This window comes from Leptospira perdikensis, assembly GCF_004769575.1.
Taxonomy (GTDB): domain Bacteria; phylum Spirochaetota; class Leptospiria; order Leptospirales; family Leptospiraceae; genus Leptospira_A; species Leptospira_A perdikensis.
The window spans coordinates 30,362-55,856 of sequence record NZ_RQGA01000021.1; the positions used below are offsets into that span (position 1 = coordinate 30,362).

The window sequence follows — 25,495 nt, forward strand, 5'->3', positions numbered from 1 at the left end:
ATCCTTTCGCGGATGCGAAAGATTGCAGCGGATAGCCGGAAATGGCGCCCACATAGCTTTATTTTTCCGTTAGTTTATTCGGATTAGAATGGACTTGGTTCGTTCCAAGGCCAGACTTTGTACGATTCATAAATAAAGGGAAACCCGTTGCCGATACATTACTACGCTGGCCTTCATCTCGGTGAGATCACCACCGAACTCGGAAAACAAATTACCGAAGACCAAAAAGTGAATCCTCTCAAACGACCATTGGTTGTGGTTCCCAATCAAAATTTAATCCCTTGGTTACGTTTAAACTTACCTAAGTTTGATGTATCAAATCTTTCCTTAAACATTGAATTTACGTTTTTAGAAAAAGCAATTTTGAAAATTATATTTCAATCTTTGAATATACAAACTTATGAAGAACAAACAGCGCTATATCAATATGAAACTTTAAAACGAGATTGTTTTGCCCTACTCTACCAAAAACAACAAACATTACTGAAAAATTTTCCTGAAATTCAAACGTATTTGGAAGAGATCCCAAAATTGTATTATCTTTCTGATGTACTAACAAAATATTTTAAAGACTATGAATTAAATCGAGAAGAATGGATTAAAGATTGGATTGGCCTTGATTCAAAAACTATCCCGAACGAAGTTAAAAAAGATCCTTATTGGGAACTAGAAAAACAAATTTATACAGAGATTTATAAAGACGAAACAAAACCAAAAAATTTATTTCGATATTTGGAAGAAGGAAAAAATTTACCACTCTCTGGCAACTTACATTTGTTTTGTTTATCTAACCTTTCCGGAACTTATATTGATTTTTTAAAAGAAACAGCGCTAGCCAAAGAATCTAAACTTTCGGTTCATATTTACCAATTCCACAATGGGAAAGTTATTGGCAAAAATACCGAGAAAACAAAAAACTATTTATCTAAATTTTCAAAACCGCAATCCTATTTGGCAAAAGAGTTCTCCAAAGCTAATGATTCTAAACAAAAATCAAAATTTATAAGTGGTGGGATGCTTTCTAAGTTAAAGGCATTTTTATTAGAAGAGCCTGTGAAATCAGAAAACTATTTAGAAGACCAAACAGTAAGGGTCTGGAATGCACCTTCCGTTTATCGTGAAGTGGAATCAATTGCGCACGATATACTTCATAAAATTAGTTTAAGTAAAGGTAGACTCAATTTACTTGATTTTGCGATCTTAGTTCCAAATATGAACGATTATCGATCAGCCGTCGAATGGGTGTTTGATGGCGGAATCTACGCCACACAAAAAAAAGAAAACTTACCAAGGTTACTCAAAATCCCTTATTCAATCACCGATCTAGTGGCCAAAGACACATCACAACTATACCTAGCATTGTCTACTTTGTTTCGCTGTATGAAAAATGATCGATTCGAAAAAGAAGACATCTATTCTTTATTCAAAAATCCATTACTTATGGGCGTTAATGATACTAATGAGGAAGAAAGCTCTCTTAAAGTTTTGGATTTAATTGATTCTTTGGGTTCTCTCTACGAGGAAGAAAAGGAATACAATCCTTATACAATTTCCTTTGGCCTAAAACGTGCGGTAGTTTCCTTGGTCTCTGATGAAGAAACCGCTTGGAAAGAAATAGAAGTGGTCACAAAACCAATTTCTTCTGACAAAACCGTAATTGAATTTGTGGAAATCTGGAATCGAATCAAAGAAATTCAGCGGGAATTAAAAGAAAAAATTCTACAAATACCGAAAGAAGAACGTTATCTTGTCTTTGAAAATTTATTTCAGAAATTATTTACCTTTGAGGGAGAATGGGAAAAAGAACTTACCTACTTCAATCAATGGTTAAAATCAATTCAATCTTGGTGTGTTAGTGACTGGAATCAAACCAAAGACTTTTTAGAAATGATTTCTCTCTTAACAGAAGAAGTTTTTTCCGACATACCAATGCAACGTGGCAATTATTTAACCGAAGGAGTCACTGTTTCTCTCCTGCAACCAATGCGCCCTATTCCATTTTTTCATGTATACATCGCAGGACTTGGTGAAGGGAAATTTCCTGGTTCTGTGGATCGATCCAGATTCAATTTACGAAGATATGATTCCAAACCTTGGGATCTCAATCGAAGAGAAATCCAAGAATCTCTTTTCTGGGAATCCATTCTTTCTGCAGAAGAAAGTATTACATTTTCGTATGTGGGAAAAAACACACTAGAAGATAAAGAATTCGAACCTTGTTCCACTTTATTTGAAGTAATGACTGCGATGGAAATCAAAAAAGCTGTGGAGCTCCCTTTAACATCGTATAGTCGATTCTATGACGAAACCCAATTCCCGTCTTTTGATTATGTTCGAAACTTAAAAAAATTTAATGCCGGGGATATAAACTTCCCAAGGCCCAACTTTACCGACGTAAATCTTTTATCTCCTTCAGAGTTTACCAAACAAAAAACAAATGAAATCACGGTTAAACAACTTGTTACAGGACTTAAGAATCCCATTCTTGGGCCTCTATCAGAAAACCTTGGTCAAATTTGGGAGGAAGAGGAAGAACAGGAAGAAGAACCATTTCGTTTGAACAATTTAGAAATTTATACAATCAAAACCATTTTTATTCCTATATTTACCGAATCTTTGGTCCTTAACAAAGAATGGACTTGGAATCGCGAATCCATTCAAAATCACCTAACAGAATACACACGAAAAGCAGAACAAAATGCTGAATTCCCATATGGGGCATTCCATATTGTTTCCTCAGAACTTTTATTACAAGAACTGGAAACCATTGCAGAGCGATTCCATGTTCTCAAAGATACAGTGTTTTCGGTAACAGAAAACTTATCATATTTAAAAGCCGTTTCTATTGGAGATACAGGCCTTAGGCATTGTAAAAAAATAAATCCATACCAAATTACCGAAACTCATAAAATCATCGGAGAATGGGAAAACTTAATCGAAAAAGACGGAGTTTATTACTGGGTTCATTCAGGAAGTTTGTACGAAAAACCTAAATATCCTAACGAATACTTAAAAGATTACCTCGGTAAAATGGCTTATGTTTTGACTACGGCATGTTTGTTTCAGATGACCGGAAACAAGTTAATCATGATTCCCGCCAATGCAAAGGATTTTAAAAATGATTCCTATCTTGATTTTTCAAATCTATCTACACCCGACTGCCAATCTTATTTAAATTCGATCTACCAATTAGTTACAGAGGAAAAACCTAAGTATATTCCCAATGCTGGTTTAAATCTTTTCTTCTCCAAACATTCTATTGAAGAGATGGAAAAAAATCCAGACACTATTGATTCTTTATGGAAGGAATTTTTATCAGAAGAATTGGACACCATTTTACATTTTGAAAATCAATTAATGAAGTTATCTCCCTATACCAAAGTTTTGTTGGACGAATTCTCTCTCACGTCTGTCTGGGAGATTTTTTTACCCATCCTCAAAAAAGGATTTCGATAAATGGGCCACCCACTACTCCATAAACCAAAGTTTATCGAAGCATCAGCAGGTACAGGAAAGACCTATCTCATCATGGAAATGTTAGGTGACATCATGAAACATGATGTGGAAAACAACATTTCAGAGAATCGAATTCTAAATACTTTGATTCTCACATTTACTGAGAAAGCTGCCGGCGAACTTAAAGGAAGACTCAAAGCCAAAATTTTAGAACTTTCAGAGAATGGAAAAAATCCTGCTTTTTACCGATATCTCCGCGACTTAGATCAAGTCACTATTTCCACCATCCATGGATTTTGTAATATGGTTTTGAAAGAATACCCTATTGAAACACAAAACAATCCCAATGTCCGACTAACAAATACAGAAGAAATCATCAAAAAAAGTTTTTATCTTTTAAAACGAAGCCATTGGGGGGAAAAAGATTTTGAAGGTTTAGCAAAGAATCTAATAGAATCTAATACTTTAGAGAAAGAATCCTCCATTACCTTTGCTGTGTCCAAACTTTTATCTCATACAAAGAATTATTTTTTTCCAAAAATTTTGACTATAGAAGAAATTCTCTCTTCAGCAAATTTAGAAAAAATTCTTATTAGTTTAAATTCGGTGATGGTAACCTTACAAGGACCCATTGGTGCGTCTATCATAGAACAAGGAGACAGTAGAACCATCCAAAAGTGGATCGAAAACTGGTCCTTGATGCATACTTTCGCAGAAACCCTTGTGTCCAAAAATAGCGAATCCCTCAAAAAAGAACTTCAGCGAATTACTGGTTTACAAAGAACCGCTGATAAAGTTGCTTACCAAGGTTTCGCTTATTTATTGTTAACCGGTAAAACCATTACCAAAAACTTAAATAAAGAAGCGATAGAACTACAATCTTCAATCAAAACGCTAATTTCTTTACTCGAAGACACATTCCCTATAGAAAAAATTGATTTAGAGGGAGAATGGTTTTTACAAGAAACAGCGCTCCGATTGGCAGAAGATACAAAATCGCAGCTTAAAACAGGAGATACTTTAACCTACGATCAAATGATCCTAAAAGTACATGAGACAGTGGTCACAAAACCCAATCCATCACTTGTCCAATCACTAAAGGAACGTTATCAAGTTTGTATTTTAGATGAATTCCAAGATACAGATCAAAACCAATACCAAATCTTTCGTTCTCTTTTTGTAGATGATAAAGATAAAAGCCGCATGTTGTTTTGTATTGGAGATCCAAAACAAAGTATTTATGGATTTAGAGGAGCCGACATTGGTATTTATCTAAAAGCAGCAAATGATTTTGTAGATTCCAAAGCTAGTTTATCAACAAATTACCGCTCCACGAAAGAAATCATCCATGGGCTCAATTTACTCTTTCACAATGAAGAGAAGAACTTTGGCGAAACTAATTTTTTCCCCATAGAAGAACCGGGCTCACAAAAAGAAAACTACCAATACCATCCCGTTACCTCCCCCGATCCCTCTAAAATAAAATATAAGTATACCCATCCAGATGAATATGGGATTCATGTCTTTCATTATCAAGAGAACTTTCAAAATGTAAGTCGGGCTCGTAATGTTTGGGCGGAATCTATAAAGGAAGAGATCCTCAGTTTTCAACAAAACAAACAGACTTTACCTTATTACAAACACGGAGAACCAAATCCAAAAAAAGTAAGCCTTAGGGACATTGCCGTGTTATGCGGTAGCAAAAAAGAAACAGAACAAATCGAAAAGGTTTTATCGAAAGCAGGAATACCTTGTTCGATCTACAAACAAAGAGGTATTTTTAAATCCAAAGAAGCCGAACAAATCGAAAATTTATTAGAGTGTTTAGCTGAATCGAATAACTCTCGTTCTTACAAACGAATTTTATTTTCTGAGCTTTTCAGTGTCCATCCAGAAGATTTATCCAAATACAATGAACATTCCATTGATTCCTATGAAAAATCTTTAATGGACGTTTGGCTAAAACTCATTCGTGACAATCGTTATGCAGCATTCTTTCGATCCGTCATGGATGAAACAAAAGTTTTTTGGAATCATGATCTAAAAAATTTAGAATGGGAACGAAAACGTACCAATTACAGACAAATCTTTCAAAGGTTACTAGAATTTCAAATTCGAACAAATGCGAACCTCACCGAGTTATTAACTGAACTACGCGAACTCAAACAAAAAAAATCTTCTCCCGAGGAGGAACCTCTCTTTGATCGTGAAACCGAAGATGATGCTGTTCAAATTCTAACTGTCCATGCTTCCAAAGGTTTAGAATGGCCTATTGTATTTTTATATTATTTCGGGACTAGACCTCCAAGTTTAAATGATTACGAATACCCAACCTTTATCGAAGAAGATCACAAAACAGAGAGACGGTGGATCCTCAGTCTTTGGGACTCCAAAAATGGCAAACCAAATGAATTCAAACATTTTCTAAATGAACAAAAACGTATGTTATATGTGGCCTTAACAAGGCCCAACCTAAGATTGTATTTACCAAAAATATCATGGGGGAAAGATTCCATTCAAAAATCTGGGTATGGAAACATTTTATTTGCCGAACTAGAACGAATCCAAGAGTTGATCAAAAACCATTCCGATGGAGAGAAAACATTTCTATTCAGAAATGAAAAGAATATTGAAATTTTCGATAAAACCACGACACCCCTCTCTACTGAATTAGTTAAAAAAACGAATATAGATCCAATCGTTCTTCCTACAGAAATCAAAGCAGGCAGGATATTGTTACAACATAGTTATACAAGTTTACAAACCTCTCAAAGTCTTTTATCAAAGCTAAATGATGAAACACAAAAAGAAATTGAAGAATCTGGAGAACCAGAATTTATCAAAACAAAATCCGACCTCCCTTCCAGTTCAAAAGTGGGAAATTTCCTTCATCGCATTTTGGAGTTATGTGATTTTTCTATCTTCAACCTTCCGGCGGAATCTATCTTAAACCACCCTTCCTGGAAATGGGCTTATTCTGAATCCTTTAAACAATATCCAATCAAACTCCAACCCAACTCAGATGATCCTTTAGAATTGATTGTAGTCAAACTTTTACAGCGAGCTATGACAGCGGAGATCACACTAGCCGATGGAGAAAGTTTTGTTTTGAGTGGATTAAAACCGGAAGAAAAATCTTCTGAATTAAAATTTCATTTATATGTTCAAAAGATGTTAGAATCATCAGGTGTTCGTTTGACACAAGGATTCGAAAACTATCTAAAAGGAGCCATTGACCTCGTTTTTTGTAAAAACGGGAAATACTACATCGCCGATTATAAATCCAATCTTTTACCAAATAGCAATTATGATACAAATGCAGTGACCTCTGCGGTGATAGATAAAGGTTATATGATTCAAAAATCAGTATATGCTTTGATACTTTATGATTACCTATCATCGCTTTATGGAAGTGATTTGGCTTTGGAGCGTTTTGGAGGAGTGTATTATCTATTTCTGCGAGGAATGGGACTTACAAAAAATTCTGGCATCTACTCAGATCTTAAATCATCCTCACGAGATTGGAATCAAGAAACCTTTACAAAAATTCGTAAAGAAATTTTGTCTTACATTCAAGAAGCCGCTTCTAGTTTGGAGAAATTATATTTATGAAACAAACAGAATCATCTTATCTAGAATTAGCAAAAGAGATTATAACCTATTTTCCCGAAATTCAAAAAACCCATGAGGATTTGGTTGCAAAGCTCATTGAAGCTAACCAAAACGGAGACCTTTATTTATCTCTGATGGATACACCATCAAACAAAGATTTTCCAAACCAATTTCCTTTTTACATTGAAACTATAGGCACAGAAAAAAAACTTTTTTTTCATAAGACATACAAAGAGAAAATTCATTTTGAATCAAAGGTCAAAGGTCTACTTTTAAATCACAACGAAGATTCTCTAAATAAATCAGATCTTACAAAAATAGAATCTACTATCTCCAAACTAGAAACTCAATTTCGCAATCCACTTGCCCCGGAACAAAAACAAGCAGTAATCGAATCCATCAGCTCTACGTTTCGAATCATTGCAGGTGGACCCGGTACCGGTAAAACTACAGTCGTTTCTTTCATTTTAAAAGTTTTAGACGAATTACAAAAACTGCCAGCTCCGAATCATATTGCACTTGTAGCACCAACTGGAAGAGCGGCGCAGAGATTAACAGAATCGATTCAAAAGAATTTAAACCACTTCTCCGACACAAAAGAATTAGCTTCTTCTTTGCGAGGGCAAACGATTCACAATCTCTTAAGAATTTTCCCTGATGCCCCAAAACCATATTATGGAGAGAAAAGATATTTGCCATTTGATCTCATCATTATGGATGAAACTTCTATGGTGGATTTGTCACTGATGAATCTTTTTTTAGATTCCATTAGCGAAAAAACTCATTTAATTTTGTTAGGTGACAAGAACCAACTCCCCTCTGTTGGACAAGGAGAAGTTTTAAGAGACCTGCTCGCAGAGTTCAAAAAACAAAACAAATTCATTTCGGAACTAAAAACAAACCATAGATCCAAAACCTCATCCAAGTTCAGTTTATTTGCTGAATTGGTAAAAGATTCTTTTGACTCCCCCGACCCCCAACCTACATTTCCCGATCCTAAAATTACAGAATCACTCAAAGGAGAAGAAGATGATTTCATTTGGTTACAGAAAGAATTACCAAAACCTACAGACACCATTCCCTTTAAAGATTGGAAAGGAGAAGAGTTAATCCAGTTTTTATGGAAAGATTTCTTTTTACCAACAGCAATCAAGGCCACGAACCTAAACTGGAAAAAAGAAAACCTAATCGAAGAAATACACAAAACCAAACTAGAAGAAATGATTTCCGAACATCGATGTTTGACTATTTTAAGAAATGGTTTTTATGGAATCGAATTTATACAAGATCGAATCCTCGAACTTGCAAAAAAACAACTGACTTCTACGAATACAAACCCACATAACATTGAATATAGGCACTTAGCAAAATCCTTTTATTTTCAAGGAATGCCCATCATCATCAAAAGAAATGACCAAATTCGAAAACTTTTTAATGGGGATATTGGGCTCGTTTTAAAAATCGATTCAGAACTGAGAGCGGTTTTCCCTATCGAAAACCGATTGTATTCTTTTGCTTTGGACACTTTACCTGAACATGAACCAGCTTTTTTTCTTACCATCCATAAAAGCCAAGGATCCGAATACAACACCATCCTACTCTATCTGCCACCTATCCCTAGTTTTGATCCCGAAAACACAAAAGAAATTCCCTTACTCAATCGAAGGATACTTTACACAGCTGTAACAAGGGCCAAAAAGAAAGTCATCCTCATGGGCGATTATCATACCTGGAAATTAGGTTTAGAAACATTTCGGAAACGAAAAACTGGCTTTCAGTTATTTTAAATTCCTTAGAAATTCCAATACTGTTTTTAAATTACCCAAAACCAAACTACCTCCAGATCCTAATATCGAAAATTCCAACATCAAATTGATACTATTTCCAAAATCTTCGTTCAATAAAAATCCATCCTCATCAATCGCATAACCAGAATCATGTGATTTTGTTGGAATTTTGGAACGAACAATTTCCGGCAAACTTCGTTTGTCGTTCAAATAACCAAATACACGTTTCCCTTTAGCATAGGCATACCCGATTTCAAAAGCTGTACCATCATCAACACAAGCACCTCGGAAAGGATTACAATTAGCAATCACCATATCGGATTGTTCAATGAGCGATATGTTTTCTTGAAAAATTTGTTTGGCCTTAGCCAAATGAATTTGGTCTGTTATTTCCCCATCAAAGGGAGTTAAGGCACGATACCCAAATGATTCGCAGAGGACTTTTGCATCGGAAAGTACCTGCAATGCATTGGGCAAAAAAACTTCCGGGCCCGCAAGATAGATAGTTTGCATATTGAATTCTACCTGGAGCCGGAAACAAATTTAAAGGATTTTTTAATTCATCTTAGGTTCTACTGGTGTGACTTTTACTTCACTAAAAGCAAATTTTCCATCCAATCCAAAATAAAAGAACCGAGGCCTTTGTGGGTTGTATTGTAAATCCCATGCATCTAAAGCATTATCCACTCCCACAAACCACTGGAAGTGGCCAAAAAATCTTTGTGACAATCGCAAATTCAAATTTGTATGGGGGTTCACCATTCGATAACCATAAGTGGCACTTGTCGTACAAGCAGAAATGTTGTTTTCTGCACAATAATCAGAAACGCCCGCAGGAAGTGCACTTAGCGCATTGGATATGTTAGTTTGAGCCTGACTAGCCAACAAAGTTTCTAACCCATCAAAATTTGTTGGGAGATCTGGGTTACACCAAAATGGATTTTTCACACAATAGTAAGGCTGTTTTCCGAAGACAACTGCAAACACAGACAAAGACATCCCACTTGTTTTTTCATCCAATCGAATACTAAAATTCCAACGATGTGGACCTCTTCCTTCAAGAGGAAGTTTAGTTAACTCGTCTCTTGTATCTGTATAAGTATATCCAACACTTGTAGATACAATCTCAGTCAATCGAACATTGACTGAAGATTCAATTCCTTGCGTTGTTGCCTTTTGATAATTGGATGTTTGATACACCATTAAACCCGATGAATCTCTGGCAGGATTTGTTCTAAATCCAATTAGATTGTCTACGTTGTTGTGAAATAAATTAGAACTATACCAAATTCTTTTTGTGATATCCCATTCCCAACCAAAGTTATAACTCCGAGAAAGTTCCGGCTTGAGATTAGAACTTCCTACAACCCGATACCCTACTCCTGGGTTTAAAAAATTAAAATATAAATCTTGAAAACTAGGTGCACGATATCCAAGCCCATTTGCTGCCCGGAATCGAAATTGGTCGGTTACATCATAACGAATGGCTAACTTGGGAAGCCACTCTCCCCCATAAATCGAATCATGATCATAACGAACTCCTGGAACAATTTGTATTCTTGGTTTGTCTGATACACGCCACTCATCTTGAACATAAAAAGCATTTCTAAAACGATAAGCATTCCCGTTAATCGTTTGTCCTTTTGTTAACTCTGGATTAAAATCTTCAAAACAAACATTGGGATAGGTCCTGCGACAATCAGGAGCAATCCTTGCAGAAGAAATTTGATCCTGCAAATTTTCTGCTCCAACAGAGGTTACATGATTTTCGGAGAATTTATAATCAACTCTAGATCGAAATTCAGCTACTGCATTGTCTGTCCTTTGTTGTGAATCCAAGTCATCTGCTTTTCTTTGATCCGTGGTATATAAATCTTGAAATCTAGAATAGTTAGCATTCAAATTTACATTCACTTTTTGAGTGGCGATCCAATCCACGTTGAATGCACCCATAAAGTCATGGGTTTTATTCCTACGGTCATAAATAGTTCTTGGAGGTGTAGCATCAACTGCAGTTTGGTCTAAATGCCGATAGTAAAATTGCCCCGTCAAAGTTAGGTTGTCCGTAGCATGGTAGACCGTTTTATTCGAGAGATTCATATCATTGAATGCACTTCCCGACGTTGACTCTAGAGGTGGTGAATAATTCGGCAACCTAGTGGCTAACAAATAAGAACTAACAGCAGAAGTATTAGCAGGGTACGGATTGTAACCTGGAGCCAGAGACGCATATCTTCCATTTCTTGGGCCTGGAGTTGCATCAGGAGTTAAATCATAACCATCTCCTTTATGCCAACCAACAGTAAAAAGAGTTGATAACTTATCACTTTTAGCTCCAACCGTTGCATAATTTCGAAACTCCATATAAGGCCCGTAATATTTTTCACTTCCAGACCCTCCTAAAGTTCGAAACTCAGCATACAAAGGGTCTTGTGCTTCTTTAGTAATGATATTGATCACACCTGCAATCGCGTCTGAACCGTAAATAGCAGAAGAAGCTCCCTTTACAATTTCAATTCTTTCTATATCTTCTGCTTTGAATCGGGTTAAGTCAATGGATCCACTAAACCTTCCTGTAGTTCTTTGCCCATCCACAAGGATTAACACATTCTGTGCAGATAATCCTTGCAAACGAACCGTTTGACCCCTTTCACCGGCTTGTGCTGGTCTAACTTCAATCCCGGGAACATTCCCCAATGTTTGGGATAAGTCTCTTGCACCCATCGCATCAATGTCTTTTCTCGTCAAAACCTCAGTCGTAATCGTGGAATCTTTTAAAAGGTTTTTCCTTCTGGTTCCAGTGACAGTAATCATATTGGAACGATCAAAATTTGTCTCATTTGGTTGGATTCCCGATTCACCATGTTTTGTCTGTTTTACGGGTTCCGAAGGTTCTTCTTTTCCAACAGAAGATTGCGAATACAAAGTGGAATGAATGAGTATCAAACCAATATTTATAACAAAAAAAAGAGAAAAAACCTTACGGGTTTGTAAACCCAAGGTTTGTTTGAAACTAGTCTTCATACTTTATGCACTTATAATCTAAGCAATTGAGGTTATAACTTCTTCCATTGAAACTTCGGATTTCCTGAAGTTCCCGCTGCGCTATAATAATCTAACATTTGAATTGCATACTTAGCTCCATCACTTCCGGTAATGATAAAAACGTCCGTTTTTGCTGTTAATATTGTATTGGAATAAGTATACCAAGCACCATATCCCGCTGGCATCGGAGTCAAATCAAGGGGAGCAGCCATTACAGGATTTATACTTTCTGAAGATGAAGTCACGGGGCCACCGCCAGCGGAGGAAAGTCGAACGTCCACAACTGCCGTACATTCTGCACCAGTAAAAGCAGAAGCGAAATTTGTAGAGCCGGATTTACATGCCCCACCACTCCCAGATCCACTTGTTCCACTGTTTGTCTGAATATTAAATCTTTTTAAAGCAATGTCCCATTGCGAAGTAGATTCTACTTTAACTCCATTTGACTTTAAACTCACGTACACCCAATTACAACTTGAGGTAGCATTAACTGTAGTGGTATAAGTTCCTGTTGTAACAACAGCATTGGTTGGAACTGCAGTACAAGGGATGCCACTTTCCACTCCACCAGCAAGCAACAATAAAGAAGCAGATGAATCATCATTACTGTCTTGTTTCAACGAACAGTTAAGAATGAATGAAACGATTAATAAAATTACGAATGAGAAATGTTTGGATGTTTGTAACTTAGGTTTTATTAGCATTTGTATACCTCTTCTAATATTTATTTGCCAAAGAACCGTTTGATCCCTTGGCAACTTCAATCTTTTAAAAATTATAGGATTGGTCTTGTCGATACGTGGACTTTAGTTGCGGTCAACAAGGCAGTGCTTGAAAAACGAAAATATGCAGCAAGAGAGTCTGTTGCTAAAATATTATTTGAGTCAGGCCAAGCAGAATATTTGATAATCGCATTATCACTATTAAGCGAACTTCTCACCTTACAATTTGCACCATTAATACCAGTTGCCCAGAAATGAACGGAAGGCGCAGATGTTGTAGAATTTCCGATACTAATACAAACATCAGCACCGTTTGCCAAAGCAAGACTTGGGTTAGCGCCTGAATCGGTTTGACCCCCTTGGTAGTTTCCGTAATCTTTATTACGAAACCAAGCGTATGGATTTGGACTAGAAACAGATTTACCAACAACAAAAGAATACTGACCCGTCAAAGTTGGAGCAGTAGTCGTAGGCGCAGTTTTATAACCTAAGAAAAAATAGAAATACCCGTTGTCTCCGAGAGCCTTCAGGTTTTCAATGCGAACAAAATTTCCATTTCCTGCAGCCGGTCGGCAAAGTTCTGCGTAAGTTCCAGATGTATAAGTAGCATCGATGGTTTTTTCACAAATCGTATTTGGGTCTTCATAGTTAGCAGCAATCGCTAATAATCCAAGAGATGTATTATTATTATCACTCGATTCGTCCGGGCAGGCAATCGAGAGGGAACCTACTACTAGTAGGGTAAAAAGTAGAGTCATTTTGCGGATCTGTTTCATTGGTCATTTTCCTAAAAGAGAATGAGTCTCATTTTTTGTACCCCCAAATGGAGTCAAGTACTTTGAGACTCATTCTCTTTTGTATTGACGCCTACTCCCTCCTCTTTGAACCTTGGATCATGATTCAATTCAACCTGACCAAAACATTAGGAACCCTTTTGGTATCCATTATTGTTCTAACATCACCCATATTTGCAGAACCGAACCATCGAATTGTTTCTGCAAACGGCACAATCACGGAAATTATTTACGCACTCAAATTGGAAAACCAGTTGGTTGCCGTAGATTCAACTTCCTATTTCCCAAAACAAGCAACAACACTTCCGAATGTAGGTTATCAAAGAACACTCACAAGCGAAGGAATTTTAAATGTAAAACCGACACAAGTCATCGGATTGGAATCAGCAGGGCCACCTGCAACCATTCAAAATTTAAAAGATGCAGGGATTCCCCTTTTATTGTTTCCAGACGAATACAAACTCGAAACTCCCAGCAATCGCGTGTTAGAGATTGGTAAAATTTTTGGAAAACAAAAAGAAGCGGAAAATTTAGCAAAATCAATCAACGAACAAATTCAAAAGTTAAAAATCAATAAAAACAATGTGAAGGTTCTTTTCATCTATTCGCGAAATCCAAGTTCTGTATTTATTTCTGGAACTGGTACAGCTGCTCATGCAATGATTGAACTTTCCGGTGCCAAAAATGCGGTGAACGAATTCTCGGAATACAAACCACTTACGAGTGAAGCTTTAGCAAAAGCAAACCCTGATATCATTTTAATGCCAGAAAAATCGGCACAAGGATTTGGTGGTGAAAAGGCAATTTGGGAAATCAATGGAATGGAATTCACACGTGCAGGCAAAGAGAAGAATTTGATTTTACTTGATGATTTACTTCTTCTTGGATTTGGACCACGACTTCCATTAGCTTTAAAAACACTTAACGATAAATGGAAACAGCTGGAATGAAGAAAAAATTTCTTTTTATCACATTCTGTATTCTTTTTACTATTTTTTCTGCGTTTGCCTCTTCACTATTCGGTGCGATGAGTATTCACTGGGGAGACTTATTCCTCAGTGATAGTATGGAATCTCGAGTTTTTTTCGAGTTACGTATACCAAGAATCCTTTTAGGACTTATGGTAGGAGGATCTCTTGCTTGGTCTGGAGCATTGGCTCAAGGTTTATTTAGAAACCCTATTGTAGATCCAGGTCTTATTGGGATCACAGCAGGATGTTCTTTATTTGCATCCATTGCGATTGTACTTGGTAGTTCCATTCCATTTTTACATTCCATATGGAGTGTTGTCCTCTTTTCTTTTGTCGGAGGAATTTCATCGTCCTTCATTATTTTCTTTTTTGCAAAATCAAAAGGAAGAACCGATGTTTTTTCAATGTTACTCTCTGGTATCGCAGTTAATGCAATTTGTTTTTCAGCGATTGGGATTTTAAGTTATATCGCCAATGAAGCACAACTCCGGAATCTTTCTCTTTGGAATATGGGAAGTTTAGGTGGCGCTTCTTGGAACCTCTTAAAATCATTTTCCTGTTTTTTTGTATTACCACTTCTCGTAAGTCCCCTTATTGCGAAACAGTTAAACGTATTCATTCTTGGAGAGAGAGAAGCGACCCATTTAGGAATATCTACGGAACTTTTAAAAACCTCAATCATCCTCCTAATTGGTGTGAGCGTAGGAGCTTGTGTTTCTATTGTAGGTAACATTGGATTTGTTGGTTTGGCAGTACCTCACATTGTCAGACTTGCGATTGGACAAGACTATCGATATTTACTGATTACAACTTATATATTGGGTGGTGGTCTACTTTGTTTTGCCGATGCAATTTGTCGTGTGATCATCGCTCCTTCGGAAATTCCAGTGGGTATTGCGACTGCCTTACTCGGATCACCATTTTTTCTTAGTTTGATCAGAAAAAGGATGCACTCTATATGACAATACAAGCCATCGACTTAGATTATTCGATTGGATCGAAACAAATTCTTTCTAAAATAGAATTAGAAATTCATCCAGGTGAACTCCATGTTTTAATTGGGCGAAATGGCGCCGGAAAATCATCCCTCTTTCATATGTTATGTGGTGATATATATCCACAAAAAGGGACCATATATTTGGATGGAGTGGAACTACGGAACTATTCCAAAAGTCAGTTGGCCAAAATCCGAGCAGTCCTTACACAAGAAACGAATATCACTTTTCCCATCCATTCAGAAGCAGTGATTGCCCTTGGTCGTCACCCTCATGCAACAGATGTGTCTAGAGATAAAGAAATCGTTCAAACCTGTCTAAAAATTACTGATTCGATAGGCCAAAGAGAACAAAACTACGCGACCCTTTCTGGTGGAGAGAGACAAAAGATAAACTTCGGTAGAATCTTAGCACAAGCCTGGGAAACACCACCAAGATATATATTTCTTGATGAACCGGTATCTGCTTTAGATATACCCAACCAATACAAAACTCTGAATATCTGCAGGCATATGGCAGATCAAGGATATGCTGTATTTATGATCTTACATGACTTAAATCTAGCAGCACAGTATGCGGACAAAGTCACCCTACTCCATCAAGGAAGAATCATTAAATCAGGAAAACCAAATGAAGTCCTCACATCCGAAAATTTAGAAACTGCATTTGGAATTAAAACAAGAATTCTAAACGCACCAGAGGGCAATTTTATCATTCCAGAAATCATAGGAGAAACAATATGAATGAAAATTTAAAACAACAATGGGAAAACTTAACAAAAGAAATGCCCAAACTTAGAATCCGTGACGCTGCCAAACACTTAAAAGTAAGCGAAGCAGAGCTTCTTGCCACAAAAATCGGACCTTCCGTACAACTGTTAAAACCAGACTGGGCAGACTTTTTACTTAAAACAACAAGTCTAGGTTATGTGATGGCACTAACAAGAAACGAATCCTGTGTCCACGAAAGAAAAGGAGTTTATAAAGATGTATCAGTCAACGGACAAACAGCCCTTGCTGTTGGCGAAGACATAGACCTACGAATTTTTCTTAAAGATTGGAAGTATGGTTTTTATGTAGAAGAACCAAGAGAAAACGAAGTGATGCGTAGTTTTCAATTTTTTGACTCCAAAGGCGAAGCAGTTCACAAAATCTACCAAACAGATAAATCATTGGTAGACGGTTGGAAAAATCTCAAAAACCAATTTGTAGATGAGACAGCAACCTTCACAACACCAACAGCCGGAACAGTACCGAAAACAGAAACCAATGACCCAAAAGAAGTCCCTCAATTCTTAGAGGCATGGAGCAAACTGGAAGACACACATGACTTCTTTTCTTTACTTCGTAAATTCCAATACTCCCGCGAATTTTCACTAAAAGTCGCAAGTGGGAAGTTTTCTTTTAAAATTTCTACAGAAGATTTCTTAAATCTAATGGGTCAGGCAAGCAAACTGGATTTGGACATCATGATCTTTGTCGGAAATCCAGGAATGATTCAAATTCATACCGGAAAAATTCAAAAACTAGAACCGATGGGACCATGGTTTAATGTCTTGGATCCAGAATTCAATCTACACCTAAGAACCGACAGAATTGAATCCGTATACATCGTCGACAAACCAACAAAAGACGGCACAGTAACATCCGTAGAAGTTTTTGACAACGAAGGTATTTTGATTTTACAAATGTTTGGAAAACGCAAACCAGGGATCCCACAATCAGATGTTTGGTTTCAACTTTCTAGAGAGTATACAAATAAAAGTGAGGAACTAAACCCTTCTTTTGTATAAATCACTGGGGAAACTCAACTTCATCCGAAAACCTTGAGTACCATCAATACTCAAGGTTCCTCTCATTTGTTTCTCTGCAATCACTTTCGCCAAACTTAAACCCAACTTCTTCTGGTTCTGTAAGTCAAATCCCGCCGGTAATCCAATTCCATTGTCACTATATTCAAAATGGCAAACATTCCCATCAAATGAAAACAAAATTGAAATTTGCCCTACCTTTTGATCAGGAAAGGCATACTTAAAACTATTTGAAAGTAACTCTGTAAATACAAGTCCAAGAGGAACAGCGGTATCCAAAAGTAGAGACCCCTCCCCTACCTCGAAATTAACATGAATATCTAACTCTGAAATAGGATAGGCATTTCGAACCATATCAACTAACGAATTCAAATAATCTGAAACTGGGATTTCACTTAAATCTTTGTTGGCATATAAATGATCATGAACCAACGACATGGTTTGGATTTTGATCGAAGTATCTTCTACAATGGCCTGAATATTTTTATCATCCGGAAAATCTGATGCTTGTATCATTAAGATAGAACGAACCATTTGAATTGAATTTTTGGTTCTATGAAAAATTTCGGCGACTAAGTTTTCCTTTTCCAACAAAGACTTTCTGATCACTTCTGCATAAGTTTTATTTTCTTCAATTTCTTTGGAAAGAAGTCGATTACTTTGAATTAGTTTCTCATATGGATCATTGATAGCAGCAAGGAAAACAGCTTTATAAATCAAATAAAAAGCCCCAATTTTATAAATATGGCCAATCACGTTGTACACATCAAACACACTAGTGTAAAAAGCAAAAACCATCTCACTAAAAATACAAACAATGAAAGCAGATAAATAATATTGCCTTTGTTTTGTTGAAACATAAAAGCCAGCCTTCTTATAAAGAATGAGAGACAAAAAAAGGATTGTAATGATCACAAACTCCGCATTTTTTTTGAAAGCCGTTAACCCTTTCCCCTGTTCATAAGTCTGAGGGATCCAATGGGAATAAAAAATAACCAACAAGAAAACAACAGAAACCAAAAGAAAGGCAAAGAACATCAAAAACCTTTCTTTAACCAAACGATAGCTTCTCTCTGGTTTGATATAGATGGCACCAAACAAAACCATTGCCGTGATCATACGGGAAAAAATCCAAAACTGAGACGACTTGTTACCCGAGTTTGGCGTAATAAAATCAGGCATTCCTCGATACCCAAGTGTATGCATAAAATCAATCAACCCAACAACAAGAAATCCAACACCGAGAAACAAAGTGTGAGGGTTACGGCTTTGCGAATAAGAAAAGTATCCAAGGCCAAAAATAGAAAAAGATACAATAACACTAAAGATTTCAGTTACATTATGAAATACCAAAAAATAGCCGATTTCATACTCACGATAAAAGTAATTAGGAAATGTACCGACAAGCAGAAGTGGGAACAGACAAAACAAGGTAACACCTAAATATAGATGATTGTTTTTCAAAACTGCAAAAAGAGGATCAATTCTATACATTTATTAGGAGGAAATTAGATAGAATTCTTTTGTTCAGGCAAGAATTTATTTTAAAACAGGAAATAATATAACTCAAAAAATCAAAACTTAAACTTTCGTTAGGTCTATAGAAACCAAAGTAATATCATCTTTTGATACTTGTCGCATTGCGGACAATCTGTTCAGAAGATTTGTATGAAACGCATTCTGAGGGAATCCTACCAAAGGTTCTATTTCCGGGAATAAAATTGCGTCGGGTTCTTCATCTGGTTTTAGATTTTCATACAATCCATCGGTAAAAATAAGTATACGATCCCCTTCCTCCAAACCAATCATTTTTTGTTCGTATTCGAAATTAGATCGAACTCCAAGCAATAGACCAGGACATTCGAATGATTCTATTTCTCCATTACGAATCAAAACAAAGGGAGGATTCCCGGCAGAACTAAAGTATAATTTCATTTGAGAAAAATCGATATAGAAATAGGCTGCACTGACAAAACGAGCACTGAGACTTGTACAAAGAAAACGGTTCATGGCGGCAATCAGCTCTTTAGGTGACTCCTTAAACTCTTTCGCATTTCGGAATGCAATTTTAACTGTTGAGGAATCAAGTGCCGCACTCACTCCATGACCCGTCACATCAGCAATCACAAGACCAAAACCATCAGAAAACTCAAAATAATCATAGAAATCACCACCCACATCATAAAGCGGGTGATAAGACACAACCATCGATAATTTTTGATTTGTTGGCAACTTATCAGGCAATATACGCATTTGGATTTTTCTTGCAGTTTCCAAATCTTTCTTAATTGTCGTTAGTTGGTTCTGAGCGATTAGATTTTCTTCCAACAAAAAACGCAACCTCCTGCCCAAGGCAAGAGAGAACAAAATCACCTCAAATGCAGTCCCAATTTGTACCCCATAACGACCGAAAGTTGAAGATGGGATGAGTGAGGCCTTAGTCAAAGAATCAAAAATGACACCAATAAACAGTGTCACCCATGCAAAAAGAAAAAACAAAGAGGACTTCACTCCTTTTACATAGGAATAAGCACCCGCAGACATCAACAAAAGGAAGATATAAGGGAAAGTATAAATAAAGGAAACTTCGATCCAGTTAGATGGAATTACAAAAGAACAAATTGCCATCATTCCAAAAGCAACTACACTAAAGAAAATCAATCGATGTAAAAATGGGTTTATCTTTTTTAAATTTAAAAATGTTAACGAAAAAAGACCCACAAAAGTAAGGGATACGTTGACTGAAACATAAAGATAGGGCTTTACTGACATCGCTACATTTGGAAAGAACAGCTGTTTAAAAAACCCTCCAAGTAATGAGTAATTGATGGCTAAAGTTGCTAGGTACATACAATAATATACATAAGCTTTTTCTCGAACGCTGATATATATTAGTAAATTGTATAAGAGTAATGCAAGTATGATCCCAAAATAAACTCCATTGGCAATATAGTCTCTTTCCATTCTATCGAAAAAGGAATTAATTTTCCAAATCCGAAATGGGGCGCTTAAGATTCCCGAATTCTGGATGAAAACATAAATGGTTTTGGTTTCATAAGGTTTTAAAGATAATTTATAAATCGGGTTTCTATGTTGTATTTCTCTTTCGGCAAAAGGTTTAGAACCATCAAATTGTTTTTGAACGATCACACCTCCCGATTCCCAACCTAACAGGACGCTATCTACCCAAGGAGCTTCCAATTCTAGAATATAATCATTGGTTTCCTCATAAGGATTCGAGACATCAAACTTTACCCAAACCGAAGGTTTCCAATAACCAAAATTATATTTAAGTTCGTGCGCTTTGGACCAAACAGGTCCACTGGAAAGGATTTGTTCCAAGGTCTTCGTTTCGAAAGTATATTGGATGAGAGGACGTTCTGGGAAATTTGTGCCGCAGGACATAAAAATCAGAATGGATAGAAATAAATTAATTCTTCTGAGTTGGGTCATTGGCATGAATTGAAGCCTAATGCCAATTTTTTGAACCTAACGGTTACTGGAATTCAAAATCAAAATTAAGTAGAAAACGTATTGCCAAAATCCCTAAACTCAGGATAGTTTTGGCAAATCAAGGAGATAGGTTTATGTCAGCAAAATTTGAAATCTACAAGGACAAAGCAGGAGAATTCCGCTTCCGTCTCAAAGCAGCCAACGGGGAAATCATCGCATCTAGCGAAGGATATGCGTCCAAACAATCCTGCGAAAACGGCATCGCTTCCGTTAAAAATAATGCCGCAGCCGCTGAGATTGTGGATCAGACGTAAGAACAGCAGTAGTCTGTTACAGTTTGAACTTTTAATTTAAACTTGGATCCAGCAGGGACTTCAAATTCCGACTGACCGTCAATTTGAAGCCATGTTTCGGATCCCGGTAGCAAAACAGAGAGTTTCCCTGATTGGATTTCCATGATTTCCTTTTGGTCTGTTCCAAATTCATATTCTCCGGGCATCATGATTCCCAAAGTTTTCTTTTCCCCATTCGGAAATAGGACCGTCCGGCTGGTAACGTTCCCATTGAAATAGATATTAGCTGGTTTTAGTACTGTTACGGATATAAATGAACTCATACAGACCAAAAACTGGACAGACTCCAGACTTCCAAGTGAATTCTAAAGGCCTTATCTCTTCGATTTTGCATTAAAAAGTGTTTGCGAAAATCGAAAGTACAAGAACCGTGAAGTCAGTGCCCATAAAGTCCTCACAAAAATCAGAGAACAAAAAACAACAAGCCAGGGAGAAGTCCATCGAGAGGATTCTCACCTCAGCCATTGTTTTGTTCGCAAAACATGGGTTCTCTCAAACTACCATGGAAATGATTGCCAACCATGCTAAAATTTCCAAGGGACTAGCTTACAATTATTTCAAAAGCAAAAACCAAATTTTCGAACAAATCATAGACAGTCACCTCGCCAAACAAGAGAAGTTCTACAACAATATCCCCCCAAACCTTTCCGCAAAAGAATATGTCAGAGAATTTTTCAATCGTTCTATCCAATTTGCAAAAGAAGAAAGAAAAACCATGGTTTTAATTTCTGTATGCCTTTTCCAACCGGGATCTGTTTCACTTTCAAAGAAAATGTTAGAAAATGTGGAAAAACGATTTGCCCCTTTCAAAGAGGCAATGCGAGAAAGATTCAGATCTTACGGGGTCAAAGAACCTGATAAAGAAATGATTCTTATCAAAACTTTTCTTCATGGTGTGATCATGAGCCAACACTTTAATGACACTACAACTTGCACACCAACGATCATTGAAATGGTTTTGGAAAGATACGATTACAAAAGCTAAATCCTAGTCCCCAACCCCGCCCGGAATTTTTAGAATCAGAAGGTTTGTCGTCGCTGTTGCCAAAAGTTTCTCTTTTTCAGTTCGCATCTCCCCTACCATATGAATGGTGGAAAATCCTTTTGCTTCTACAGTAGCTGTTACGATGACCTTTTGGTCAACGGCGACTCCCCGAATGTATTGGATATTCATATCAATGGTAGTTGTCGGACGTTTTGCGACTAAGTAACTCAAGGGTCCAAAAGCATTGTCAAAAGCAGCAGCAATCACACCACCCTGCATCATTCCCATTGGATTGGTTTGGTCTTCCGAGACGGGAAAAGCAACAGTAATACTTTTTCCTTTTGTATAAGACAAAATTTCAGCTTTCATCGCTAGAAATATGGGAGGCGGGACTGTGATTTTCCGTCCGCCATGATTAAAATTAACAGTCATATCATTTAGGATACTTTGTGTTTCTTCGGCTGTCAGTGTTTGCATAAAAAAGCCTCCATATGTTACCAAGTGTAACATTATTTGGTTTTATTTCAAGAAAAAATGTTGCCACTGGTAACTTATTTTCTACAATTCTATTGTGAAACGATCTTCTTATCACCATGGCGATTTAAAAAATTCTATCATAAAATCTTGTCATAAATTATTACAAAAAAAAGGTGCTTCTGATTTTTCACTTCGAGAGGTGGCTACACTCTCGGGTGTTTCTCATGCGGCAGTGTACAGGCATTTCCAACACAAAGAAGAAGTTCTAGAAATTTTATCAGCCATAGGATTTGATCGGCTTGGGTCTTTACAGAAAAAAGTACCACAAAATCGGCAAAACCCAGACGACTATTTTGTGAAATTGGGATTGGTTTACGTCCAGTTCGCAATCAAAAATCCCAATTATTACCGCCTCATGTTTCAAACAAAACGTTCCCAAGAATCAAAAATTTTAAAACGTTCCAAAATAAAATCTTATGCAATTCTTGTTCGCGGATGTCGGTTTTATTTAAAAACAAAACACAGAAAAGAGAATCATCGTAGTTTTGCTCTTATGGCTTGGTCCTTAGTTCATGGATATAGCAATTTATGTATAGAAACAGATTTTCCTGACACAGAAAGCCAGGTATTAAACAAATCTACAATAGAAATGGCAGAAGACATCTTGCGGTTTTCCATTTAGAAAAATAAATTTAGATTTTTAATTCCTCAAATTTTTCCAAAAATTCGAATTTATCCCTTACAAATTTTTTTGGATTTTCTATACCATATTCACAGTAATAAACCATTTGTTGGCCATCGTTAGCATTGGTGCAGTTTTTAGCTTCATCTAATTTTAGATAGAGGTTTCCTGTTTTTTTGTGTTTATAAACGATCATAAAAATTCTCCAGATAATGAATCTAATTTCGAAAGGAATGATTACATGAAACCATTCTCTGGTTTGAAATAGTTTGGGTTTCGATCCAGTTTTTCCATATCAAGTGTAAACTTCCTGCTAAAAAATCCGGTGACGGTAAATTTAAAATCTGGTAATGTGTTGATTTTGATAATGTCCTTTCACTCCAAATTTTAAATTCATCCCAAGAAGTTTTTTTATGTAATATTTTTTGTACCTCTAATGTACTGATAAAGGAAGGAACATCTTTTTCCAAACCTGCATTGGATTTTTGAATGGTGGGGACTTGGAGATTTTTCCCTTCTTTTTCTTTCCGCATTGGATTTTTTTCCAAGACGGATTCTTTGGGAGCCAGTTCTTTAAGAGTTGGTTTTGAGAATAAAGGTTTTAGAAATCGTCTTCTTCCATCGAATCCAGTTTGTTCCAATAAACCGAGTTTTTTTAGAGAGGTGATGAGTCTTGAGATGGTATCCATTTTAAGACCAAGGACTTCGCCGAAATATCGGTTTGATGCAAAACACCCACCTTTGTCATGTAGGGAGACAATTTCTGCGTATAGTTTGGTTTGGCTATGAGAGAGATTGAGATCCTCTATCCAAACGGGAATCCAAATTCCTGTTCGATTTGTTTTCATTTTAGGTTCCTTCTCCCAAACGAACACATCTCCGGCTACGAGCGTTTGGTTATTTTTTGCCTATATACCTTTTGGGTATATCTCCCCTACTCTACTGATGAAAATTTGTTTTTGAATTCGAACAAACCTTCGGTCAACTTAGAGAAAAGAAATTTTGGAAGTTCTTTCGAACGTCCTTTCGGAACTTTTTTAGAATTCCGGTTTGAACAATGACGGCGTTGTGGTAGAGCCGTGTTCGGTTGTGTGAGCCGAACGTTCCCTATATGTACAAATTCAAAAATTTCGTCAAGTGAAAAATGAGACATAATTCTGAGAGAGTCTCATTAGGATCAGTTTTCTGTAAGTTTGGATTTTGAGGATTGAGAGGGAGGAAATGGCCCCGGGTCGCTACCACACTTCCCAGGGCTTTTATTGTTCAACCCGGTTACGGATCTAAAGAACAATTTAGTCTGCAATCCAAAGAAGTACAAGTTTTTTTCTAAATTTTTGTCAAAAAAACGAATCTCTTTTTTTGTCTTTGGATATGGTAAAGATGAATAGGTTTATTTTTTAAATTTCCGAATAGTCTCTTCTAAGATTGATTTTTCATTTTGTAACTGGGAGATCTTTTCTTTGATTTTTGAGAGTTTGGTTTTTAGATCTTTGAGTTCCAGGTTCCCGAGTTTTGGTTTGGATTGTTTAGGTTTGTTTGGTTTTAACGGACGAACGTATTCTCTTAGGTCATTTCGAGAAGGGAAGTCTCCTTTTTTTTCCAATCCTTTGATTAAGTAATCAATCGCTTTTTTTCTGTTGGTTACGTCTAGAGGAGCTATCTCCGTAAATAAACTGGTAGGGATCTGAAAGATGGGATGATTTTTGTCTGAATTTGAGTTGATGTTTGTTTCTTTTAAGATTTCTGCATGAGATATTTTTGTTTTCACCCATTGTGCTGATTTGTTGATTCGTTTCGCTAATTGGTCATTTGTTTCTTTGTGTCTATTTTTTAATTCCTGAAGAGAGAGAGCTAGGTCAGATTCGGAAAGATCCTCGCGTTGTAAGTTTTCTACCAACTTAATTTCTGGTAATTTGGTTATGTCGATTTGTTCTACGTTTTTGATGATGGCTAGGATGTTTTTTCTTTTAAGAAGTTTATGTGCCCGAAACCTTCTTTCTCCGTTGATGAGTTCGTATTTTCCCGCTTTTTTCCTGACAACAATTGGCTGTAAAAGTCCATATTGGGAGATGGATTCTGCAAGTTCTCTGATTGTGGATTCGTTAAAAGTTTTTCTCGGATTATTTTCCGTAAGGATTTGGTCCACTGGGATCTCTGTTGCATTGTGGTTTGAAGTGCCTTCTTCTTTTAGAAATGGATTTAAGGATGAGGTTCTGGCACTTGCTCTCGAGAGGATGTCGGCTGGATTATAGTTTGTTTTATTTTTCATGGTATTGCTAAGGTACGCCGGCGTACTTTATTTTAGTTTCTCCGCTAAGATTTCGAAAGCTTTCCAGGGGACACTTCCTTCTTG

The 25,495-nt window shown here is 36.7% G+C and carries 21 protein-coding genes; 10 read left to right on the forward strand and 11 right to left on the reverse strand.

Annotated elements, in window-relative coordinates; all coding sequences use genetic code 11:
* Positions 1-147 precede the first annotated feature (147 nt).
* Genes EHQ49_RS18595 through recD form a run of 3 tightly spaced genes read left to right on the forward strand, consistent with a single transcriptional unit; the run spans position 148 to position 8,855 of the window.
* A complete protein-coding gene (locus EHQ49_RS18595) occupies positions 148-3,456 on the forward strand; it encodes an exodeoxyribonuclease V subunit gamma (protein ID WP_135581518.1) in 3,309 nt (1,102 codons plus the stop codon).
* Positions 3,457-7,068 (forward strand): UvrD-helicase domain-containing protein, encoded by a 3,612-nt coding sequence (locus EHQ49_RS18600; protein ID WP_135581520.1) that lies wholly within the window; start codon positions 3,457-3,459, stop codon positions 7,066-7,068.
* On the forward strand, positions 7,065-8,855 hold the full coding sequence (recD, locus tag EHQ49_RS18605) for an exodeoxyribonuclease V subunit alpha (protein WP_135581523.1): 1,791 nt from the start codon (positions 7,065-7,067) through the stop codon (positions 8,853-8,855). Before EHQ49_RS18600 ends, recD begins: the two co-directional genes overlap by 4 nt.
* On the opposite strand, the gene EHQ49_RS18610 is transcribed toward recD, so the two are convergent.
* The 4 genes from EHQ49_RS18610 to EHQ49_RS18625 all read right to left on the reverse strand — a co-directional run bounded on the left by EHQ49_RS18610 (position 8,847) and on the right by EHQ49_RS18625 (position 13,398).
* On the reverse strand, positions 8,847-9,368 hold the full coding sequence (locus EHQ49_RS18610; protein ID WP_135581525.1) for a nucleoside 2-deoxyribosyltransferase: 522 nt from the start codon (positions 9,366-9,368) through the stop codon (positions 8,847-8,849). The two genes, recD and EHQ49_RS18610, sit on opposite strands and share 9 nt — an antisense overlap.
* 42 nt (positions 9,369-9,410) lie before the next feature.
* A complete protein-coding gene (locus EHQ49_RS18615) occupies positions 9,411-11,879 on the reverse strand; it encodes a TonB-dependent receptor plug domain-containing protein (RefSeq protein ID WP_244241557.1) in 2,469 nt (822 codons plus the stop codon).
* A 32-nt stretch (positions 11,880-11,911) separates the two neighbouring features.
* Positions 11,912-12,604 (reverse strand): HmuY family protein, encoded by a 693-nt coding sequence (locus EHQ49_RS18620; RefSeq protein WP_135581527.1) that lies wholly within the window; start codon positions 12,602-12,604, stop codon positions 11,912-11,914.
* 71 nt (positions 12,605-12,675) lie between these two features.
* On the reverse strand, positions 12,676-13,398 hold the full coding sequence (locus tag EHQ49_RS18625; protein WP_135581529.1) for a hypothetical protein: 723 nt from the start codon (positions 13,396-13,398) through the stop codon (positions 12,676-12,678).
* 62 nt (positions 13,399-13,460) lie between these two features.
* Here EHQ49_RS18625 and EHQ49_RS18630 point away from each other — a divergent pair, with 62 nt between their 5' ends.
* Genes EHQ49_RS18630 through EHQ49_RS18645 form a run of 4 tightly spaced genes read left to right on the forward strand, consistent with a single transcriptional unit; the run spans position 13,461 to position 17,174 of the window.
* Complete coding sequence (locus EHQ49_RS18630) at positions 13,461-14,366, forward strand: heme/hemin ABC transporter substrate-binding protein (RefSeq protein ID WP_244241558.1); 906 nt, start codon at positions 13,461-13,463, stop codon at positions 14,364-14,366.
* Positions 14,363-15,349, forward strand: a complete 987-nt coding sequence (locus EHQ49_RS18635) for a FecCD family ABC transporter permease (protein ID WP_135581531.1) — start codon at positions 14,363-14,365, stop codon at positions 15,347-15,349. Before EHQ49_RS18630 ends, EHQ49_RS18635 begins: the two co-directional genes overlap by 4 nt.
* Entirely contained in the window at positions 15,346-16,125 is a 780-nt protein-coding gene (locus EHQ49_RS18640) for a heme ABC transporter ATP-binding protein (RefSeq protein WP_135581533.1), read from the forward strand. Before EHQ49_RS18635 ends, EHQ49_RS18640 begins: the two co-directional genes overlap by 4 nt.
* A complete protein-coding gene (locus tag EHQ49_RS18645; protein ID WP_135581535.1) occupies positions 16,122-17,174 on the forward strand; it encodes a hemin-degrading factor in 1,053 nt (350 codons plus the stop codon). The genes EHQ49_RS18640 and EHQ49_RS18645 overlap by 4 nt, the downstream gene beginning before the upstream one ends.
* Here EHQ49_RS18645 and EHQ49_RS18650 read toward each other — a convergent pair.
* A complete protein-coding gene (locus tag EHQ49_RS18650; protein ID WP_135581537.1) occupies positions 17,154-18,686 on the reverse strand; it encodes an MASE3 domain-containing protein in 1,533 nt (510 codons plus the stop codon). The genes EHQ49_RS18645 and EHQ49_RS18650 overlap by 21 nt on opposite strands.
* Before the next feature lie 87 nt (positions 18,687-18,773).
* Positions 18,774-20,645: a 7TM diverse intracellular signaling domain-containing protein gene (locus tag EHQ49_RS18655; protein ID WP_135581539.1), complete on the reverse strand. Its 1,872-nt coding sequence runs from the start codon at positions 20,643-20,645 to the stop codon at positions 18,774-18,776.
* A gap of 134 nt (positions 20,646-20,779) precedes the next feature.
* Between EHQ49_RS18655 and EHQ49_RS18660 the strand changes: the two genes are divergently transcribed.
* Positions 20,780-20,959 carry a YegP family protein gene (locus EHQ49_RS18660; RefSeq protein WP_135581541.1) on the forward strand — a complete coding sequence of 60 codons (180 nt, stop codon included), beginning with the start codon at positions 20,780-20,782 and terminating at the stop codon, positions 20,957-20,959.
* Here EHQ49_RS18660 and ppnP read toward each other — a convergent pair.
* Positions 20,950-21,261, reverse strand: a complete 312-nt coding sequence (gene ppnP, locus EHQ49_RS18665; RefSeq protein WP_135581543.1) for a pyrimidine/purine nucleoside phosphorylase — start codon at positions 21,259-21,261, stop codon at positions 20,950-20,952. The genes EHQ49_RS18660 and ppnP overlap by 10 nt on opposite strands.
* 116 nt (positions 21,262-21,377) lie before the next feature.
* Here ppnP and EHQ49_RS18670 point away from each other — a divergent pair, with 116 nt between their 5' ends.
* Positions 21,378-21,983, forward strand: coding sequence for a TetR/AcrR family transcriptional regulator (locus EHQ49_RS18670; RefSeq protein ID WP_135581545.1), 606 nt, complete (start codon positions 21,378-21,380; stop codon positions 21,981-21,983).
* A 3-nt stretch (positions 21,984-21,986) separates the two neighbouring features.
* On the opposite strand, the gene EHQ49_RS18675 is transcribed toward EHQ49_RS18670, so the two are convergent.
* A complete protein-coding gene (locus EHQ49_RS18675; protein ID WP_135581547.1) occupies positions 21,987-22,460 on the reverse strand; it encodes a PaaI family thioesterase in 474 nt (157 codons plus the stop codon).
* 94 nt (positions 22,461-22,554) lie between these two features.
* On the opposite strand from EHQ49_RS18675, the gene EHQ49_RS18680 reads away from it, so the two are divergent.
* A complete protein-coding gene (locus EHQ49_RS18680; protein ID WP_135581549.1) occupies positions 22,555-23,142 on the forward strand; it encodes a TetR/AcrR family transcriptional regulator in 588 nt (195 codons plus the stop codon).
* Positions 23,143-23,152: 10 nt separating this feature from the next.
* On the opposite strand, the gene EHQ49_RS18685 is transcribed toward EHQ49_RS18680, so the two are convergent.
* The 3 genes from EHQ49_RS18685 to EHQ49_RS18695 all read right to left on the reverse strand — a co-directional run bounded on the left by EHQ49_RS18685 (position 23,153) and on the right by EHQ49_RS18695 (position 25,411).
* Positions 23,153-23,338 carry a hypothetical protein gene (locus EHQ49_RS18685; protein WP_135581551.1) on the reverse strand — a complete coding sequence of 62 codons (186 nt, stop codon included), beginning with the start codon at positions 23,336-23,338 and terminating at the stop codon, positions 23,153-23,155.
* A gap of 22 nt (positions 23,339-23,360) precedes the next feature.
* On the reverse strand, positions 23,361-23,990 hold the full coding sequence (locus EHQ49_RS18690; RefSeq protein WP_135581553.1) for a helix-turn-helix domain-containing protein: 630 nt from the start codon (positions 23,988-23,990) through the stop codon (positions 23,361-23,363).
* A 542-nt stretch (positions 23,991-24,532) separates the two neighbouring features.
* A complete protein-coding gene (locus tag EHQ49_RS18695; RefSeq protein ID WP_135581555.1) occupies positions 24,533-25,411 on the reverse strand; it encodes a ParB/RepB/Spo0J family partition protein in 879 nt (292 codons plus the stop codon).
* Positions 25,412-25,495 lie beyond the last annotated feature (84 nt).

Coding starts and splice junctions, on each gene's coding strand:
- EHQ49_RS18620 (WP_135581527.1), bottom strand. CDS start 12,604: ATGCTAATAAAACCTAAGTTACAAACATCCAAACATTTCTCATTCGTA.
- recD (WP_135581523.1), top strand. CDS start 7,065: ATGAAACAAACAGAATCATCTTATCTAGAATTAGCAAAAGAGATTATA.
- EHQ49_RS18610 (WP_135581525.1), bottom strand. CDS start 9,368: ATGCAAACTATCTATCTTGCGGGCCCGGAAGTTTTTTTGCCCAATGCA.
- EHQ49_RS18615 (WP_244241557.1), bottom strand. CDS start 11,879: ATGAAGACTAGTTTCAAACAAACCTTGGGTTTACAAACCCGTAAGGTT.
- EHQ49_RS18650 (WP_135581537.1), bottom strand. CDS start 18,686: ATGTATAGAATTGATCCTCTTTTTGCAGTTTTGAAAAACAATCATCTA.
- ppnP (WP_135581543.1), bottom strand. CDS start 21,261: ATGAGTTCATTTATATCCGTAACAGTACTAAAACCAGCTAATATCTAT.
- EHQ49_RS18645 (WP_135581535.1), top strand. CDS start 16,122: ATGAATGAAAATTTAAAACAACAATGGGAAAACTTAACAAAAGAAATG.
- EHQ49_RS18660 (WP_135581541.1), top strand. CDS start 20,780: ATGTCAGCAAAATTTGAAATCTACAAGGACAAAGCAGGAGAATTCCGC.
- EHQ49_RS18635 (WP_135581531.1), top strand. CDS start 14,363: ATGAAGAAAAAATTTCTTTTTATCACATTCTGTATTCTTTTTACTATT.
- EHQ49_RS18675 (WP_135581547.1), bottom strand. CDS start 22,460: ATGCAAACACTGACAGCCGAAGAAACACAAAGTATCCTAAATGATATG.
- EHQ49_RS18655 (WP_135581539.1), bottom strand. CDS start 20,645: ATGACCCAACTCAGAAGAATTAATTTATTTCTATCCATTCTGATTTTT.
- EHQ49_RS18685 (WP_135581551.1), bottom strand. CDS start 23,338: ATGATCGTTTATAAACACAAAAAAACAGGAAACCTCTATCTAAAATTA.
- EHQ49_RS18640 (WP_135581533.1), top strand. CDS start 15,346: ATGACAATACAAGCCATCGACTTAGATTATTCGATTGGATCGAAACAA.
- EHQ49_RS18625 (WP_135581529.1), bottom strand. CDS start 13,398: ATGAAACAGATCCGCAAAATGACTCTACTTTTTACCCTACTAGTAGTA.
- EHQ49_RS18695 (WP_135581555.1), bottom strand. CDS start 25,411: ATGAAAAATAAAACAAACTATAATCCAGCCGACATCCTCTCGAGAGCA.
- EHQ49_RS18600 (WP_135581520.1), top strand. CDS start 3,457: ATGGGCCACCCACTACTCCATAAACCAAAGTTTATCGAAGCATCAGCA.
- EHQ49_RS18690 (WP_135581553.1), bottom strand. CDS start 23,990: ATGAAAACAAATCGAACAGGAATTTGGATTCCCGTTTGGATAGAGGAT.